This is a genomic window from Streptomyces sp. NPDC003042, assembly GCF_053591315.1.
The window spans coordinates 11,314-27,410 of the sequence record NZ_JBSFTP010000091.1 but is presented as its reverse complement, the minus strand read 5'-3'; the positions used below and the strand labels follow the sequence as shown (position 1 = coordinate 27,410).

Sequence of the window (16,097 nt, the reverse complement as noted above, 5' to 3'; positions counted from 1 at the left end):
CCGGCACGGCACCTCGCGGCGTTGTCGGACCGCGCAAGTACGTCCAGTACGAGTCGCGGCCCTCCGCCTTGCGATGCACCCCACCGGACGCCGCGCCCCGGCAAACCTTTCCGGCCACAGCACTAGCGGCGCCATCCTGCCGGGTCCCGTCCATGCCGGCGGTTCGGGTGCCGATGGCGTGGGGGGTGCGGTCCAACGCCTGGCGGCGGCCCCGGCAGCCCACTGGCCCGCCTCAAGCGGGCCTGCCTGCCGTGCGGCGCCCCCAAGTGGGCTCGCGGCCCGGGTCTCACGGCCGTGGGTCTTGCGGTGCGGCTGCTGGCGGCAGCCTCGCGCGGGCCTGCCAAGGGTGGGGCCACCCTGCCGGGCTGCCCCAGCGCCGGGGCCGGGTGCACGGGCTGTGGCCGTGGGCGTTGTGGTCCGGGGGCTGGCGGCGCAGTCAGCCGGGCCTGGCGAGAATGGCGCTGTCCTGCTGGGCCGCGCCCCCGCCGGTGTCGGGGACCGGCCGTGGGTGCCCGTGGGTGGTCGCGGTCCGGTGCCTGGCCGTCCGTCTGCCACGCGGCGCGCTCCACGCGGGGCACGTGGGGTGTCGGGGCCGGCTGCCGCCGGTGCCCCGCAGGCCGCCGGCCCCGCTCAAGCGGCGCCGTCCGTCCCCACCGCCGCCCTCCGTCGGCCCGGAGCCGTCCCAGCCGTACGGGTTGACGTAGTTAGTGATTGAGTACTAACTTCGTGCCATGGCAAGGATGAGTGCGGATGAGCGGCGCGAGAGCGTCATTCGCGCGGCGATGCACGAGTTCGCCCGCGGCGGTTACTACGGGACCTCCACCGAGGTGATCGCCAAGCGCGTCGGCGTCTCGCAGCCGTATCTCTTCCGGCTCTTCCCGAACAAGCAGGCCATCTTCCTGGCCGCCGCCACCCGCTGCATGGAGGACATCCGGCGCGTCTTCCAGCGGGCCGTCGAAGGGCCCGAGGGGGGCGGCGACGCCCTGAAGGCCATGGGGGACGCGTACGTCGAGCTGATCACCGAGCGGCCCGAACTGCTCCAGATGCAGCTTCAGGCCAATGTGGCCGTCGCCGCCGCCGAGGCCGCCGGGGAGCCCGAGTTCGGTGTGATGGTGCGGGCCGGCTGGATGGAGCTGTGGGACACCGTCCACCTGGCGCTCGGCGCCGACATCGAAGCGACCGCGAACTTCATGGCGCACGGCATGCTCATCAACACGCTCGCGGCCGTCGGCTTTCCGCCCGACCACCCGGTCTGGGCCGGCTGTAACCCCGCCGCCCAGTAGGACTGAACTCCCACGCCGCACCCGTACCGCGCCGCGTGTTTTTCTGCGCACGAAAGTTAGTCAGTAATAACTAACAACCCTCAGGGGGGACTCATGAACACCCAAGACCCGGACACCAAGCTCAGCAGGCCCGCCATCTGGGCCCTGGTCATCACCGGCGCCGCCAGCTTCATGGCCGCCCTCGACAACCTCGTCGTCACCACCGCCCTCCCCGCCATCCGCGAGGACCTCGGCGGCAAGCTGGCGGACCTGGAGTGGACGGTGAACGCCTACACGCTCACCTTCGCCGTCCTCCTGATGTTCGGCTCCGCCCTCGGGGACCGTTTCGGCCGCCGCCGGCTCTTCATCGTCGGGCTCGCGATCTTCACCGGCTCCTCCGCCGCGGCCGCCCTCTCGCCCGGCATCGACGCGCTCATCGCCGCCCGCGCGGTCCAGGGCGTCGGCGCCGCGATCATGATGCCGCTGACCCTCACCCTGCTGACCGTCGCCGTCCCCGCCGCCCGCCGCGGCATGGCCCTCGGCATCTACGGAGCCGTCACCGGCCTGGCCGTCGCCAGCGGCCCCCTCATCGGCGGCAGCCTCACCGAGTACATCTCCTGGCAGTGGATCTTCTGGCTCAACGTGCCCGTCGGCCTGGCCCTGATCCCGCTCGCCCGCCTGCGCCTCGCCGAGTCCACCGCCCCGAACTCCCGCCTCGACATCCCCGGCACCCTGCTCATCAGCGGCGGCCTCTTCGGGATCGTCTACGGCCTGGTCAACGCCCACACCGACGGCTGGACCAGCGCCCCCGTCCTCACGGGCCTGATCGGCGGCAGCGCGCTCATCGGCGGCTTCGTCCACCACGGCTTCCACAACGCCAACCCCATGCTCCCCATGCGGCTCTTCCGCGACCGCGGGTTCCTCGGGATCAACCTCGCCAGCCTGCTGATGTTCCTCGGCATGTTCGGCTCGATATTCCTGCTCAGCCAGTTCCTCCAGGGCGTCCTCGGCTACTCGCCCACCGAAGCCGGACTGCGCATGCTGCCCTGGACCGGCATGCCGATGATCGTCGCCCCCATCGCCGGCATCCTCTCCGACCGCATCGGCGGGCGCCCCGTCGTCGCCGCCGGGCTGGCGTTCCAGGCGGTCGGGCTCGCCTGGTTCGCGATGGTCCTGAGCACCGACGTCTCCTACGCCGCCCAGCTGCCGGCGCTGGTCCTCAGCGGGATCGGCATGGCCCTCTACTTCGCCCCCGCCGCCAACGTGCTGATGTCCACCGTGGTCCCCGCCGACCAGGGCAAGGCCTCCGGCGCCAACAACGCCCTGCGCGAGGTCGGCGGCGCGCTCGGAGTGGCCGTCCTGGCGTCCGTCTTCTCCGCCCAGGGCGGTTACGAGACCCCGCAGGCCTTCACCGACGGCACCGTCCCGGCCCTGTGGATCGGCGCCGTCGCCGTCGCCCTGGCCGCGGGACTCGCCCTGCTGCTCCCGCGCAAGGGCCAGGGCAAGGGCGAGGGCAAGGACAGGGGCGCCCCGGTCGAGGGACGGACCCCGCAGCCCGCCACGGCCGCCGCCGAGCCCGTGAAGGTGCCCGCCGCCGGCTGAGGCTCCGCGAGAACCGCCCAGCGCACGAAGTTCCGTACGACTGACTCATCGCGAAGGAGAGCCCGTCATGCCCGACATCCCCTGGTCGACGCCCACCCAGGCCGCCCCCGGCGCCGAGGTCTACGTCATGGCCTCACGCTTCGAGACCGCCACCCTCACCGGCGCGGTCCGGTTCCTCCTGAAGTCGCCCGGCATCGTCCGGCAGGTCCGCAAGGCTCCCGGCGCCCACGGCGTCGCCCTGCGGGCCCGCGTCCTGAGCCGGACCTTCCTCACCCTCTCCGCCTGGCAGGACCGGGACGCCCTCCACCGCTTCGCCGGCAGCGAGCCGCACCGCTCCAGCTCCCGCGCCGCCAGCGAGTACATGAAGGAATCCGCCTTCACCTTCTGGACCGTCCCCGCCGACGCCGTGCCCGTCAGCTGGGCCGAAGCCGAGCGCCGACTGGCCGAGCAGACGCGGCAACGAGAGTCACCAGCGCCGAAAGAGCCGAAAGAGGGTTCCTGACCCCCTGGCACCGACGGCGACGCGGTACGGTCCGTGGCCCCGCAGGGATGCGAGGGGGACGGACCGTACTCTTGTCCACGTGCAGGAACTCCACGATGCCCCCCTCGCCCCGCTGACCACCTTCCGCCTCGGCGGCCCCGCCTCCCGGCTGGTCACCGCGACCACCGACGCCGAGGTCGTCGCCGCCGTCCGCGCCGCGGACACGAGCGGCACCCCGCTCCTGGTCATCGGCGGCGGCAGCAACCTGGTCATCGGCGACCAGGGCTTCGCCGGCACCGCCCTGCGCATCGCGACCACCGGCTTCACCCTCACCGGCACCACCCTGGAGCTCGCCGCCGGCGAGAACTGGAGCGACGCCGTGGCCCGCACCGTCGAAGCCGGCCTCGCGGGCATCGAATGCCTCGCCGGGATCCCCGGCTCCGCCGGCGCCACCCCGATCCAGAACGTCGGGGCGTACGGCCAGGAGGTCTGCGACACCATCACCGAGGTCGTCGCCTACGACCGCACCAGCGGCGAGACGGTCACCCTCACCGCCGCCGAGTGCGGGTTCTCGTACCGCAACAGCACCTTCAAGGCCCAGCCCGAGCGGTACGTCGTCCTGCGCGTGCGCTTCGCCCTGGAGGACGCCGGCGGCCTCTCCGCGCCGATCAAGTACCCCGAGACCGCCCGCGCCCTCGGCGTCGAGGCCGGCGACCGGGTCCCGGCCGCCACCGCCCGCGAGACCGTGCTGCGCCTGCGCGCCGGCAAGGGCATGGTCCTCGACCCCGCCGACCACGACACCTGGTCCGCCGGCTCCTTCTTCCACAACCCGATCCTGACCGACGAGGCCTACGCCGCCTTCCTCGCCCGCGTCCAGGACCGCCTCGGCGCCGGCACCGCCCCGCCCGCCTACCCCGCCGGCGCCGGCCGTACGAAGACCAGCGCGGCCTGGCTGATCGACAAGGCGGGCTTCACCAAGGGCTACGGCGACGGCCCCGCCCGCATCTCCACCAAGCACACCCTGGCCCTCACCAACCGGGGCGCAGCCACCACCGAGGACCTCCTCGCCCTGGCCCGCGAGGTCGTCGCGGGCGTCCACGCGGCCTTCGGCGTCACCCTCGTCAACGAGCCGGTGACGGTCGGCGTCAGCATCTGACATGCACTGCCCCCTGCACGGGGCCGGTACGGACCCCACGCGCCTGGTGGGACGCGAGATCACCAGAGTCGTCGCGTCCTGGCACCTCTGCGAAGGCGAACGCTCCGAGGCGCCGCTCGACGTCTGGCTGATCGACAGCGCCGGCGACTCCATCCGGATCACCACCGGCTCCGACCAGTGCCTCATCGTCGAATCCGCCGCGCCGCACGAGCCGTACGACATGGGGGAGTGGGGCCGCGTCGAGGTCGGCGAGGACCTCGGCGACCACCCCTTCCTGCGCCACCTCGGCGAGACCGTCGTCTCGGTCGCCGAGTTCGCCCTGCCCGAGCGGGGCCGCACGCACCTGGAGATCGGCTTCCCGGCCGGCCGACGGGTGCGCGCCGACTGCTACGAAGGGGACCTGCGGCTCACGCGCTGAGCCAGTGGTCGATCCCGTCCAGCAGCTTGGCCTGTACGTCGCCGGGCGCGGCCGAACCGCGCACCGACTGCCGGGCCAGCTCGGCCAGCTCGGGGTCCGTGAAGCCGTGGTGGTGGCGGGCGATCTCGTACTGGGCGGCGAGCCGGGAGCCGAAGAGCAGCGGGTCGTCCGCGCCCAGCGCCATCGGCACCCCGGCCTCGAACAGCGTGCGCAGCGGGACGTCCTCGGGCCGCTCGTACACCCCGAGGGCGACGTTGGAGGCCGGGCAGACCTCACAGGTGATCTGCCGGTCGGCGAGCCGCTTGAGCAGCCGGGGGTCCTCGGCGGCCCGTACGCCGTGCCCGATGCGGGAGGCGTGCAGATCGTCGAGGCAGTCACGGACCGAGGCCGGGCCGGTGAGCTCACCGCCGTGCGGGGCCGCGAGCAGGCCGCCCTCACGGGCGATGGCGAAGGCCCGGTCGAAGTCACGGGCCATGCCGCGGCGCTCGTCGTTGGAGAGGCCGAAGCCGACGACGCCGCGGTCGGCGTAGCGGACGGCGAGGCGGGCGAGGGTACGGGCGTCGAGGGGGTGCCGCATGCGGTTCGCGGCGATGAGGACGCGCATCCCGAGGCCGGTCTCGCGGGACGCGGAGTCCACGGCGTCCAGGATGATCTCGACGGCCGGGATCATCCCGCCCAGCAGAGGCGCGTACGAGGTGGGGTCGACCTGGATCTCCAGCCAGCCGCTGCCGTCCCGTACGTCCTCCTCGGCCGCCTCGCGGACCAGGCGCCGGATGTCGTCGGGCTCCCGCAGGCAGGAGCGGGCGGCGTCGTAGAGCCGCTGGAAGCGGAACCAGCCGCGCTCGTCGGTGGCCCGCAGCTTGGGCGGCTCCCCGGCGGTGAGGGCGTCGGGCAGGCGTACGCCGTACTTGTCGGCGAGCTCCAGCAGGGTCGAGGGCCGCATCGAGCCGGTGAAGTGCAGGTGGAGATGCGCCTTCGGCAGAAGCGTGAGATCGCGTAGGTGCTCCATTCCGTGATCCTGCCGTACCGCTGCGCTCGGCGGGAGGGGGTTTTACCGATCGGGGGCTTGCCCGAACGCGCGAGCGGGGGCGACGGGTCCCCGCGGACCGGCCGCTGGGGCTCCGCCCCAGACCCCGCGCCTCAAACTCCCCCAGCTATCGCTGGGAGGTGCCCCCTGGCGAGGCTGGGTGGGGCCGGCAAGGTGGGCGCGGCCCGGCGGGGCTGGGTTGTGGGCCGGCGCGGCCCGCCCGGGCCGGGCGCGGGAACGGTGGGGTGGGTGGCGGTCGGCCAGGGCCGGGTGCGGGCTGGGCCGGCGTCTCCCCAAGAGGGAGACGCCGGCCCAGGATCCCGCCGGAACCGCCGGAGGCCTAGGCCCTGGCCTCCGCCAGGAGCTTCTGCATGCGGGAGACGCCCTCGACCAGGTCCTCGTCGCCCAGGGCGTACGAGAGGCGCAGGTAGCCCGGGGTGCCGAAGGCCTCGCCGGGGACGACCGCGACCTCGACCTCGTCCAGGATCAGCGCCGCGAGCTCGACCGAGGTCTGCGGGCGCTTGCCGCGGATCTCCTTGCCGAGCAGCGCCTTCACCGACGGGTACACGTAGAACGCGCCCTCGGGGGTCGGGCAGAAGACGCCGTCGATCTCGTTCAGCATCCGCACGATCGTCTGGCGGCGCCGGTCGAAGGCACGCCCCATCTCCGCGACCGCGTCCAGGTTGCCCGAGACGGCTGCGAGCGCGGCCACCTGCGCCACGTTGCTCACGTTGGACGTGGCGTGCGACTGCAGGTTGGTCGCGGCCTTCACCACGTCCTTCGGACCGATGATCCACCCGACGCGCCAGCCGGTCATCGCGTACGTCTTGGCGACACCGTTGACCACGATGCACTTGTCGCGCAGCTCGGGCATGACCGCCGGGAGGGAGACGGCGGAGGCGTCGCCGTAGACCAGGTGCTCGTAGATCTCGTCCGTCAGTACCCATAGGCCGTGCTCGACGGCCCAGCGGCCGATCGCCTCGGTCTCGGCCTCGCTGTAGACGGCGCCCGTCGGGTTGGACGGGGAGACGAAGAGGACGACCTTGGTGCGCTCGGTGCGCGCGGCCTCCAGCTGGTCGACGGAGACCCGGTAGCCGGTGGTCTCGTCGGCGACGACCTCGACCGGCACACCGCCCGCGAGGCGGATCGACTCCGGGTAGGTGGTCCAGTACGGGGCCGGGACGATGACCTCGTCACCCGGGTCGAGGATGGCCGCGAACGCCTCGTAGATGGCCTGCTTGCCGCCGTTGGTCACCAGGACCTGGGAGGCGTCGATCTCGTATCCGGAGTCGCGCAGCGTCTTCGCGGCGATGGCGGCCTTCAGCTCGGGCAGACCGCCGGCGGGCGTGTAGCGGTGGTACTTCGGGTTGCGGCAGGCCTCGACCGCCGCCTCGACGATGTAGTCCGGGGTCGGGAAGTCGGGCTCGCCCGCGCCGAAGCCGATCACCGGGCGGCCGGCGGCCTTGAGGGCCTTGGCCTTGGCATCGACGGCGAGGGTGGCGGACTCGGAAATGGCGCCGATGCGGGCGGACACCCGGCGCTCGGAGGAAGGCGTTGCAGAGGTCATGCCGGCAATCGTCCCAGACGGCCCGGAAGCGCCGCACACCGTTTCAGGTACCGGACGGAGCAGGTCCGGATGCCTTCTGTTCGACGTCACGGCCCGGACCACGTACACTCACCTGTCGTTGGTCCTCACCAACCGCCCCAGAGCGTGAGCACTCCGTGCACTCGCCCGGATGCGGTAGGTTGGGGAACGCAAAGGGTCGTAGCTCAATTGGTAGAGCACTGGTCTCCAAAACCAGCGGTTGGGGGTTCGAGTCCCTCCGGCCCTGCTCCACACTCCTTCTCGGACGTGTGCGCAGGTACGTACTTCGATGCAACGCCGTGCGGCGCAACCGGGCGCGGCTACGGCCACGACCCGGATTCAGGTGAGAGACGTGACGGACGCCCTGGGCTCCATCGACATGCCTGACGCCGAGGATGACACTCGCGAGAAGAAGGCCCGCAAGGGCGGCAAGCGCGGCAAGAAGGGCCCCATCGGCCGTCTCGCGCTGTTCTACCGCCAGATCGTCGCGGAGCTCCGCAAGGTCGTATGGCCCACCAGGAACCAGCTCACGACGTACACCACTGTGGTGATCGTCTTCGTCGTCATCATGATCGGTCTCGTGACCGTGATTGACTATGGGTTCCAGGAAGCCATCAAGTTCGTCTTCGGCTGATCCCCGCGGAGGGCGGCGCCTTGATGGTGCCGCCCGTTTTCGCATGTTCGACCACCTTTTTTGTATCCAGGAAGAAGCAGCCACCGTGTCTGACCCGAACCTGAACGCGAGCCGCGACTCCGTCGAGTCCGTCGAGGACCAGCTCGACATCGTCGAGGCTGCAGACGCTGTGGACCCCGACGAAGCCGAGCACGCCGACGCCAAGGCGGGTGTCGCCGCCGAGGAGGCCGCGCTGCACGTCGAGGGCGAGGTCGACGCCGAGGCAGAGGACGACGCCGAGGTCGAAGAGGCCGACGACGACGCCGAGGCCGAGGCCGAGACCGCCGCTGAGACCGACGCAGAGGCCGAGACGAACGTAGAGGCCGAGGCCGAGACCGAAGAGGTCGAGCCCGCCGAGCCCGTCGACCCGATCCAGGCGCTCCGTGAGGAGCTGCGCCGGCTCCCCGGCGAGTGGTACGTCATCCACACCTACGCGGGCTACGAGAAGCGCGTGAAGGCGAACCTGGAGCAGCGTGCCGTCTCGCTGAACGTCGAGGAGTTCATCTACCAGGCCGAGGTGCCCGAGGAAGAGATCGTCCAGATCAAGAACGGCGAGCGCAAGAACGTCCGGCAGAACAAGCTGCCCGGTTACGTTCTCGTCCGCATGGATCTGACGAACGAGTCCTGGGGCGTCGTCCGCAACACGCCTGGTGTCACCGGCTTCGTCGGCAACGCGTACGACCCGTACCCGCTGACCCTGGACGAGATCGTCAAGATGCTCGCCCCGGAGCTCCAGGAAGCGGCCGCCAAGGCCGCCGCGGAAGAGGCCGGCCTGCCGGCGCCCGCGGTCAAGCGTGCGATCGAGGTGCTCGACTTCGAGGTCGGCGACTCGGTCACCGTCACCGACGGCCCGTTCGCGACGCTCCAGGCGACGATCAACGAGATCAACCCGGACTCGAAGAAGGTCAAGGGTCTCGTCGAGATCTTCGGCCGCGAGACCCCGGTCGAGCTCAGCTTCGACCAGATCCAGAAGAACTGATCCAGATCTTCTGACGCCAGCTTCCGAACAGGTCAGACCGCCCCGTAAAGGGCGCTCTGACCTGCTCGGTTTTTAGCCCCGCACCTGTACCCGTTATCGTGGTGCGGTATGCCTCCATCCGGATGACCGGTTGGCGGCTGAAAACTCTCACTAGGACCCGGAGAGAGCAATGCCTCCCAAGAAGAAGAAGATCACGGGGCTTATCAAGCTCCAGATCAAGGCCGGTGCGGCCAACCCGGCTCCGCCGGTCGGCCCCGCGCTCGGTCAGCACGGCGTCAACATCATGGAGTTCTGCAAGGCCTACAACGCCGCGACCGAGTCGCAGCGCGGCATGGTCGTGCCGGTGGAGATCACGGTCTACGACGACCGTTCCTTCACCTTCATCACCAAGACTCCGCCGGCCGCGCGCCTCATCCTGAAGAGCGCGGGCGTGGAGAAGGGCTCCGGCGAGCCTCACAAGACCAAGGTCGCGAAGCTCACGCGTGACCAGGTCCGCGAGATCGCCACGATCAAGATGCCCGACCTCAACGCCAACGACATCGACGCGGCCGAGAAGATCATCGCCGGCACCGCGCGCTCGATGGGCATCACGGTCGAAGGCTGATCCAGCCACCCCAGCACCACAGTGGTAGGGCCAAGCGCTGGTCCGCACCACGACTCCACGCCTGAAGTCACAACACAGGAGCAGAAGTGAAGCGCAGCAAGACTCTCCGCGCTGCGGACGCCAAGATCGACCGGGAGAAGCAGTACGCCCCGCTCGAGGCCGTCCGTCTCGCCAAGGAGACCTCCGCGACCAAGTTCGACAGCACCGTCGAGGTCGCCTTCCGCCTGGGTGTCGACCCGCGCAAGGCCGACCAGATGGTCCGCGGCACCGTGAACCTCCCGCACGGCACCGGCAAGACCGCCCGGGTCCTGGTCTTCGCGACCGGTGACCGTGCTGCGGCCGCGGTGGCCGCCGGCGCCGACATTGTCGGCGACGACGAGCTCATCAACGAGATCGCCAAGGGCAACCGCCTCAACGAGTTCGACGCGGTTGTCGCCACGCCGGACCTCATGGGCAAGGTCGGCCGCCTCGGCCGCGTGCTCGGTCCCCGTGGTCTGATGCCGAACCCGAAGACCGGCACCGTCACGATGGACGTCGCCAAGGCTGTCACCGAGATCAAGGGTGGCAAGATCGAGTTCCGCGTCGACAAGCACTCGAACCTGCACTTCATCATCGGCAAGGTCTCCTTCTCCGATGAGCAGCTGGTCGAGAACTACGCGGCGGCCCTGGACGAGATCATCCGTCTGAAGCCGTCCGCCGCGAAGGGCCGCTACATCAAGAAGGCCGCCCTGAGCACCACCATGGGTCCCGGCATCATGCTGGACTCCAACCGCACCCGGAACCTCCTCGTCGAGGAAGACCCGGCCGCGGTCTGAGCCGTCCGAGCCTGAGAACGGCTCTGTGGCTTGCTGGACGGGCCCCTCGCCCCCTTCACAGGGTGGCGGGGGGCCCGTCTCCGTATCGGGCCCGTAGCCGCCTCCTGGGGCGATTTGCCTTGGCTCGAACCTTTCACGTAGTCTTCTCCAGAAGCCAAAGACCGCTGGTCGTTGCCGTGCTCGAAAGAGGACGGCGGCCGAAGGATCCGCTGCATGCGGACGTCCTGCGCAGGTGTTCGTGGAGAAGGTTCCCGGAGAAATCCGGTTGAGCTTTACGCCCCGTGCGCTTGCGCCGGGGCGTTTCGTTTTGTTCAGACCCTTCTGAGCGGTCCTCATCACCCGGAAGGAGGCCGACGCTCTATGGCAAGGCCCGACAAGGCTGCCGCGGTAGCCGAGCTCACGGACCAGTTCCAGAGCTCGAACGCCGCCGTGCTGACCGAGTACCGGGGTCTCACCGTCGCGCAGCTCAAGACGCTGCGTCGTTCGCTCGGTGAGAACGCCCAGTACGCCGTGGTGAAGAACACGCTGACCAAGATTGCGGCCAACCAGGCCGGGATCACCGCGCTGGACGAGCACTTCGCTGGTCCGACCGCGGTCGCCTTCATCACCGGTGACCCGGTGGAGTCGGCGAAGAGCCTGCGTGACTTCGCCAAGGACAACCCGAATCTCATCATCAAGGCTGGTGTCCTTGATGGTAAGGCGCTCTCCGCCGATGAGATCAAGAAGCTTGCGGACCTCGAGTCCCGCGAGGTTCTGCTCGCCAAGCTGGCGGGTGCCATGAAGGGCAAGCAGTCCCAGGCTGCCTCGCTCTTCCAGGCGCTCCCGTCGAAGTTCGTCCGCACTGCGGAAGCGCTTCGCGTCAAGCTGGCCGAGCAGGGCGGTGCCGAGTAATTCGGCTCGCGCACTGATTCACGCCGCCTAGTGCGTGAGTCGTAGCGGGCCGTAACGCCCGCCTCTATATACATCCGGCACCTGCCGATTTAGTGGAAGGATCGCCCATCATGGCGAAGCTCTCTCAGGACGACCTCCTCGCCCAGTTCGAGGAGATGACCCTCATCGAGCTCTCCGAGTTCGTGAAGGCGTTCGAGGACAAGTTCGACGTCACCGCCGCCGCGGCCGTCGCCGTTGCCGGCCCGACCGGTGGCGGCGCCGCTGTCGAGGCCGTCGAGGAGCAGGACGAGTTCGACGTCATCCTCACCTCTGCCGGTGACAAGAAGATCCAGGTCATCAAGGTCGTGCGTGAGCTGACCTCCCTGGGCCTCAAGGAGGCCAAGGACCTCGTGGACGGCGCCCCGAAGCCCGTCCTCGAGAAGGTCGCCAAGGAGGCCGCTGACAAGGCCGCCGAGTCCCTCAAGGCTGCCGGCGCCGGCGTCGAGGTCAAGTAACACCTCTGAGGCCGTCTGACGGCCTCGGTCAAGGGCGATCACCCGTAAGGGTGGTCGCCCTTCGGCGTACCCCCAGTGCCTGACTTGCCCTGGTCTCGTTGGGGAGTAGGGTGATCTTCGTTGCCTCGAAGCAGGGTCCACAGATGATCCGCTCGGAGCACGGGGCCTTGACGAACGGCCGACGGCGCGCAATTCTCAAACCCGTCGCCTGCTCGGGCAGCTCGATTCGAGATCCCAGGCATGGATCGACTACGAAGAGGGCAGTACTCATACGCACTCCGTGTGCGAGTGCCGCAGCGTTGGTCGCAGTGGTTGGTCGCGGTGTTGGTTGCTGGACGCGGTGTCGGTTGGACGCGGTGTTGGTTTGGTTTTACTACGTGGGGAAGGCCTGTTGCCGGTTTCCGGAAACCTGGTCTGGACATCAGTGAGCCGAGTGGCTACACTGACCCTTTGCGCTGCCTGTTAGCTGCCCCCTGCCCGTCGCCAGGGGCATGCCCACGCTTGAGCACACTGATTGATTGCCTCTGATCTGGTCGTTCGACCAGATCGGGAGCGCCTGTCTTCTGTGTCGGCTGGGACCGGTACGCGCGTAGTGAGTCCGAGCCCTCGGAAGGACCCCCTCTTGGCCGCCTCGCGCAACGCCTCGACCAATACGAACAACGGTGCCAGCACTGCCCCGCTGCGCATCTCCTTTGCAAAGATCAAGGAGCCCCTCGAGGTTCCGAACCTCCTGGCGCTGCAGACCGAGAGCTTTGACTGGCTGCTCGGCAATGCCGCCTGGAAGTCTCGCGTCGAGTCGGCGCTTGAGAGTGGACAGGACGTCCCCACCAAGTCCGGTCTGGAAGAGATCTTCGAGGAGATCTCGCCGATCGAGGACTTCTCCGGGTCGATGTCGCTGACCTTCCGCGACCACCGTTTCGAGCCGGCGAAGAACTCTGTCGACGAGTGCAAGGACCGCGACTTCACGTACGCGGCGCCGCTGTTCGTCACAGCCGAGTTCACGAACAACGAGACCGGAGAGATCAAGTCTCAGACGGTCTTCATGGGCGACTTCCCGCTCATGACCAACAAGGGCACCTTCGTCATCAACGGCACCGAGCGTGTCGTCGTGTCGCAGCTTGTCCGTTCCCCTGGTGTCTACTTCGACTCCTCCATCGACAAGACGTCCGACAAGGACATCTTCGCGGCCAAGATCATCCCTTCCCGGGGTGCCTGGCTCGAGATGGAGATCGACAAGCGCGACATGGTCGGTGTCCGCATCGACCGCAAGCGCAAGCAGTCCGTCACCGTTCTCCTGAAGGCTCTCGGTTGGACCACCGAGCAGATCATGGAGGAGTTCGGCGAGTACGAGTCCATGCGCGCCACCCTGGAGAAGGACCACACCCAGGGCCAGGACGACGCGCTGCTCGACATCTACCGCAAGCTGCGTCCGGGCGAACCGCCGACCCGTGAGGCCGCTCAGACGCTGCTCGAGAACCTCTACTTCAACCCCAAGCGCTACGACCTCGCCAAGGTCGGCCGCTACAAGGTGAACAAGAAGCTCGGCGCCGACGAGCCGCTGGACGCCGGTGTGCTCACCACCGACGACGTCATCGCGACGATCAAGTACCTGGTCAAGCTGCACGCCGGCGAGACCGAGACGACCGGCGAGTCCGGCCGTTCGATCGTGGTCGAGACCGATGACATCGACCACTTCGGCAACCGTCGTCTGCGCAACGTCGGCGAGCTCATCCAGAACCAGGTCCGTACGGGTCTGGCTCGTATGGAGCGCGTCGTCCGCGAGCGGATGACGACCCAGGACGTCGAGGCGATCACGCCGCAGACCCTGATCAACATCCGGCCGGTCGTCGCCTCCATCAAGGAGTTCTTCGGCACCAGCCAGCTGTCGCAGTTCATGGACCAGAACAACCCGCTCTCGGGTCTCACCCACAAGCGCCGCCTGTCGGCGCTCGGCCCGGGTGGTCTCTCTCGTGAGCGGGCCGGCTTCGAGGTCCGTGACGTGCACCCGTCGCACTACGGCCGCATGTGCCCGATCGAGACCCCTGAAGGCCCGAACATCGGTCTGATCGGCTCGCTCGCCTCCTACGGCCGCGTCAACGCGTTCGGCTTCGTCGAGACCCCGTACCGCAAGGTCATCGATGGTTTCGTCACGGACGAGGTCGACTACCTGACGGCCGACGAGGAAGACCGCTTCGTCATCGCCCAGGCCAACGCCGGCCTGTCCGACGAGATGCGCTTCACCGAGAACCGCGTGCTGGTGCGCCGTCGTGGCGGCGAGATCGACTACATCGCCGGCGACGACGTCGACTACATGGACGTCTCCCCGCGCCAGATGGTGTCCGTCGCCACCGCGATGATCCCCTTCCTGGAGCACGACGACGCCAACCGTGCCCTCATGGGCGCGAACATGATGCGCCAGGCCGTTCCGCTCATCAAGGCGGAAGCGCCGCTGGTCGGCACCGGCATGGAGTACCGCTGTGCGGTCGACGCCGGTGACAGCATCCGTGCGGAGAAGGACGGTGTCGTCCAGGAGGTCTCGGCCGACTACATCACCGTCGCCAACGACGACGGCACGTACACCACGTACCGCGTCGCGAAGTTCTCCCGCTCGAACCAGGGCACCTCGGTCAACCAGAAGGTCATCGTCAGCGAGGGTGACCGGATCGTCGAGTCCCAGGTCCTCGCCGACGGACCGGCGACCGAAGAGGGCGAGATGGCCCTCGGCAAGAACCTGCTCGTCGCGTTCATGCCGTGGGAGGGTCACAACTACGAGGACGCGATCATCCTGTCGCAGCGCCTCGTGCAGGACGACGTCCTCTCCTCGATCCACATCGAGGAGCACGAGGTCGACGCCCGTGACACCAAGCTCGGTCCCGAGGAGATCACCCGGGACATCCCGAACGTCTCCGAGGAGGTCCTCGCGGACCTCGACGAGCGCGGCATCATCCGCATCGGTGCGGACGTGGTCGCCGGCGACATCCTGGTCGGAAAGGTCACGCCCAAGGGCGAGACCGAGCTGACCCCGGAGGAGCGCCTGCTCCGCGCGATCTTCGGTGAGAAGGCCCGCGAGGTGCGTGACACCTCGCTCAAGGTCCCTCACGGTGAGATCGGCAAGGTCATCGGTGTCCGCGTCTTCGACCGCGAGGAGGGCGACGAGCTTCCTCCGGGCGTGAACCAGCTGGTCCGCGTCTACGTCGCCCAGAAGCGCAAGATCACCGACGGTGACAAGCTCGCCGGCCGCCACGGCAACAAGGGTGTCATCTCCAAGATCCTTCCGATCGAGGACATGCCCTTCCTTGAGGACGGCACGCCGGTCGACATCATCCTGAACCCGCTGGGTGTCCCGTCCCGAATGAACCCGGGACAGGTCCTGGAGATCCACCTCGGCTGGCTCGCCAGCCGCGGCTGGGACGTCTCCGGCCTGGCGGAGGACTGGGCGAAGCGCCTGCAGGCGATCGGCGCCGACCAGGTCTCTCCCGGCACCAACGTCGCCACCCCGGTGTTCGACGGTGCCCGTGAGGACGAGCTCGCCGGCCTCTTCGAGCACACGCTCCCGAACCGCGACGGGGACCGTCTGGTCCTTCCGTCCGGCAAGGCGCGTCTGTTCGACGGCCGCTCCGGTGAGCCGTTCCCCGAGCCGGTCTCGATCGGCTACATGTACATCCTCAAGCTCCACCACCTGGTCGACGACAAGCTCCACGCCCGGTCGACCGGTCCGTACTCGATGATCACGCAGCAGCCGCTGGGTGGTAAGGCACAGTTCGGTGGCCAGCGATTCGGTGAGATGGAGGTGTGGGCGCTCGAGGCTTATGGCGCCGCTTACGCCCTCCAGGAACTGCTGACCATCAAGTCCGACGACGTGACCGGCCGCGTGAAGGTCTACGAGGCCATCGTCAAGGGCGAGAACATCCCCGAGCCGGGCATTCCCGAGTCCTTCAAGGTGCTCATCAAGGAAATGCAGTCGCTCTGCCTCAACGTGGAGGTGCTGTCCTCGGACGGCATGTCCATCGAGATGCGCGACACCGACGAGGACGTCTTCCGCGCGGCGGAGGAGCTCGGTATCGACCTGTCCCGGCGTGAGCCGAGCAGCGTCGAAGAGGTCTGACGGGC

General features: G+C 68.9%; 14 protein-coding genes and 1 tRNA gene. 13 read left to right on the top strand and 2 right to left on the bottom strand.

Annotated elements, in window-relative coordinates:
* Positions 1-731 precede the first annotated feature (731 nt).
* The 5 genes from ACWDYJ_RS31345 to ACWDYJ_RS31325 all read left to right on the top strand — a co-directional run bounded on the left by ACWDYJ_RS31345 (position 732) and on the right by ACWDYJ_RS31325 (position 4,919).
* The gene (locus ACWDYJ_RS31345; RefSeq protein WP_451568981.1) at positions 732-1,283 is read left to right on the top strand and encodes a TetR/AcrR family transcriptional regulator; all 552 of its coding nucleotides are present in this window, start codon (positions 732-734) and stop codon (positions 1,281-1,283) included.
* A 93-nt stretch (positions 1,284-1,376) separates the two neighbouring features.
* Positions 1,377-2,864 carry an MFS transporter gene (locus tag ACWDYJ_RS31340; protein WP_451568980.1) on the top strand — a complete coding sequence of 496 codons (1,488 nt, stop codon included), beginning with the start codon at positions 1,377-1,379 and terminating at the stop codon, positions 2,862-2,864.
* A gap of 67 nt (positions 2,865-2,931) precedes the next feature.
* Positions 2,932-3,366, top strand: a complete 435-nt coding sequence (locus ACWDYJ_RS31335) for a DUF3291 domain-containing protein (protein WP_451568979.1) — start codon at positions 2,932-2,934, stop codon at positions 3,364-3,366.
* Positions 3,367-3,370: 4 nt separating this feature from the next.
* Complete coding sequence (locus ACWDYJ_RS31330; protein ID WP_451568982.1) at positions 3,371-4,501, top strand: UDP-N-acetylmuramate dehydrogenase; 1,131 nt, start codon at positions 3,371-3,373, stop codon at positions 4,499-4,501.
* A gap of 1 nt (position 4,502) precedes the next feature.
* The gene (locus ACWDYJ_RS31325) at positions 4,503-4,919 is read left to right on the top strand and encodes a hypothetical protein (protein WP_451568978.1); all 417 of its coding nucleotides are present in this window, start codon (positions 4,503-4,505) and stop codon (positions 4,917-4,919) included.
* Here the strand turns inward: ACWDYJ_RS31325 and ACWDYJ_RS31320 are convergent.
* Positions 4,909-5,928: an adenosine deaminase gene (locus tag ACWDYJ_RS31320; RefSeq protein WP_451568977.1), complete on the bottom strand. Its 1,020-nt coding sequence runs from the start codon at positions 5,926-5,928 to the stop codon at positions 4,909-4,911. The two genes, ACWDYJ_RS31325 and ACWDYJ_RS31320, sit on opposite strands and share 11 nt — an antisense overlap.
* Before the next feature lie 358 nt (positions 5,929-6,286).
* Positions 6,287-7,513, bottom strand: coding sequence for a pyridoxal phosphate-dependent aminotransferase (locus ACWDYJ_RS31315; RefSeq protein WP_451568976.1), 1,227 nt, complete (start codon positions 7,511-7,513; stop codon positions 6,287-6,289).
* A gap of 192 nt (positions 7,514-7,705) precedes the next feature.
* On the opposite strand from ACWDYJ_RS31315, the gene ACWDYJ_RS31310 reads away from it, so the two are divergent.
* The 8 genes from ACWDYJ_RS31310 (at position 7,706) to rpoB (ending at position 16,092) form a co-directional block, all read left to right on the top strand.
* A tRNA-Trp gene (locus tag ACWDYJ_RS31310) sits at positions 7,706-7,778 on the top strand.
* A 105-nt stretch (positions 7,779-7,883) separates the two neighbouring features.
* A complete protein-coding gene (secE, locus tag ACWDYJ_RS31305) occupies positions 7,884-8,165 on the top strand; it encodes a preprotein translocase subunit SecE (RefSeq protein WP_451568975.1) in 282 nt (93 codons plus the stop codon).
* 85 nt (positions 8,166-8,250) lie between these two features.
* Positions 8,251-9,183, top strand: coding sequence for a transcription termination/antitermination protein NusG (gene nusG / locus ACWDYJ_RS31300; protein WP_451568974.1), 933 nt, complete (start codon positions 8,251-8,253; stop codon positions 9,181-9,183).
* Positions 9,184-9,352: 169 nt separating this feature from the next.
* The gene (rplK, locus tag ACWDYJ_RS31295; RefSeq protein WP_351821568.1) at positions 9,353-9,787 is read left to right on the top strand and encodes a 50S ribosomal protein L11; all 435 of its coding nucleotides are present in this window, start codon (positions 9,353-9,355) and stop codon (positions 9,785-9,787) included.
* An 86-nt stretch (positions 9,788-9,873) separates the two neighbouring features.
* Complete coding sequence (rplA, locus tag ACWDYJ_RS31290) at positions 9,874-10,602, top strand: 50S ribosomal protein L1 (RefSeq protein WP_451568973.1); 729 nt, start codon at positions 9,874-9,876, stop codon at positions 10,600-10,602.
* Between the two features lie 360 nt (positions 10,603-10,962).
* Positions 10,963-11,493: a 50S ribosomal protein L10 gene (gene rplJ / locus ACWDYJ_RS31285; protein WP_451568972.1), complete on the top strand. Its 531-nt coding sequence runs from the start codon at positions 10,963-10,965 to the stop codon at positions 11,491-11,493.
* 110 nt (positions 11,494-11,603) lie between these two features.
* On the top strand, positions 11,604-11,987 hold the full coding sequence (gene rplL, locus ACWDYJ_RS31280) for a 50S ribosomal protein L7/L12 (protein WP_451568971.1): 384 nt from the start codon (positions 11,604-11,606) through the stop codon (positions 11,985-11,987).
* Between the two features lie 622 nt (positions 11,988-12,609).
* On the top strand, positions 12,610-16,092 hold the full coding sequence (gene rpoB / locus ACWDYJ_RS31275) for a DNA-directed RNA polymerase subunit beta (protein ID WP_451568970.1): 3,483 nt from the start codon (positions 12,610-12,612) through the stop codon (positions 16,090-16,092).
* The last annotated feature ends 5 nt before the right edge of the window (positions 16,093-16,097 follow it).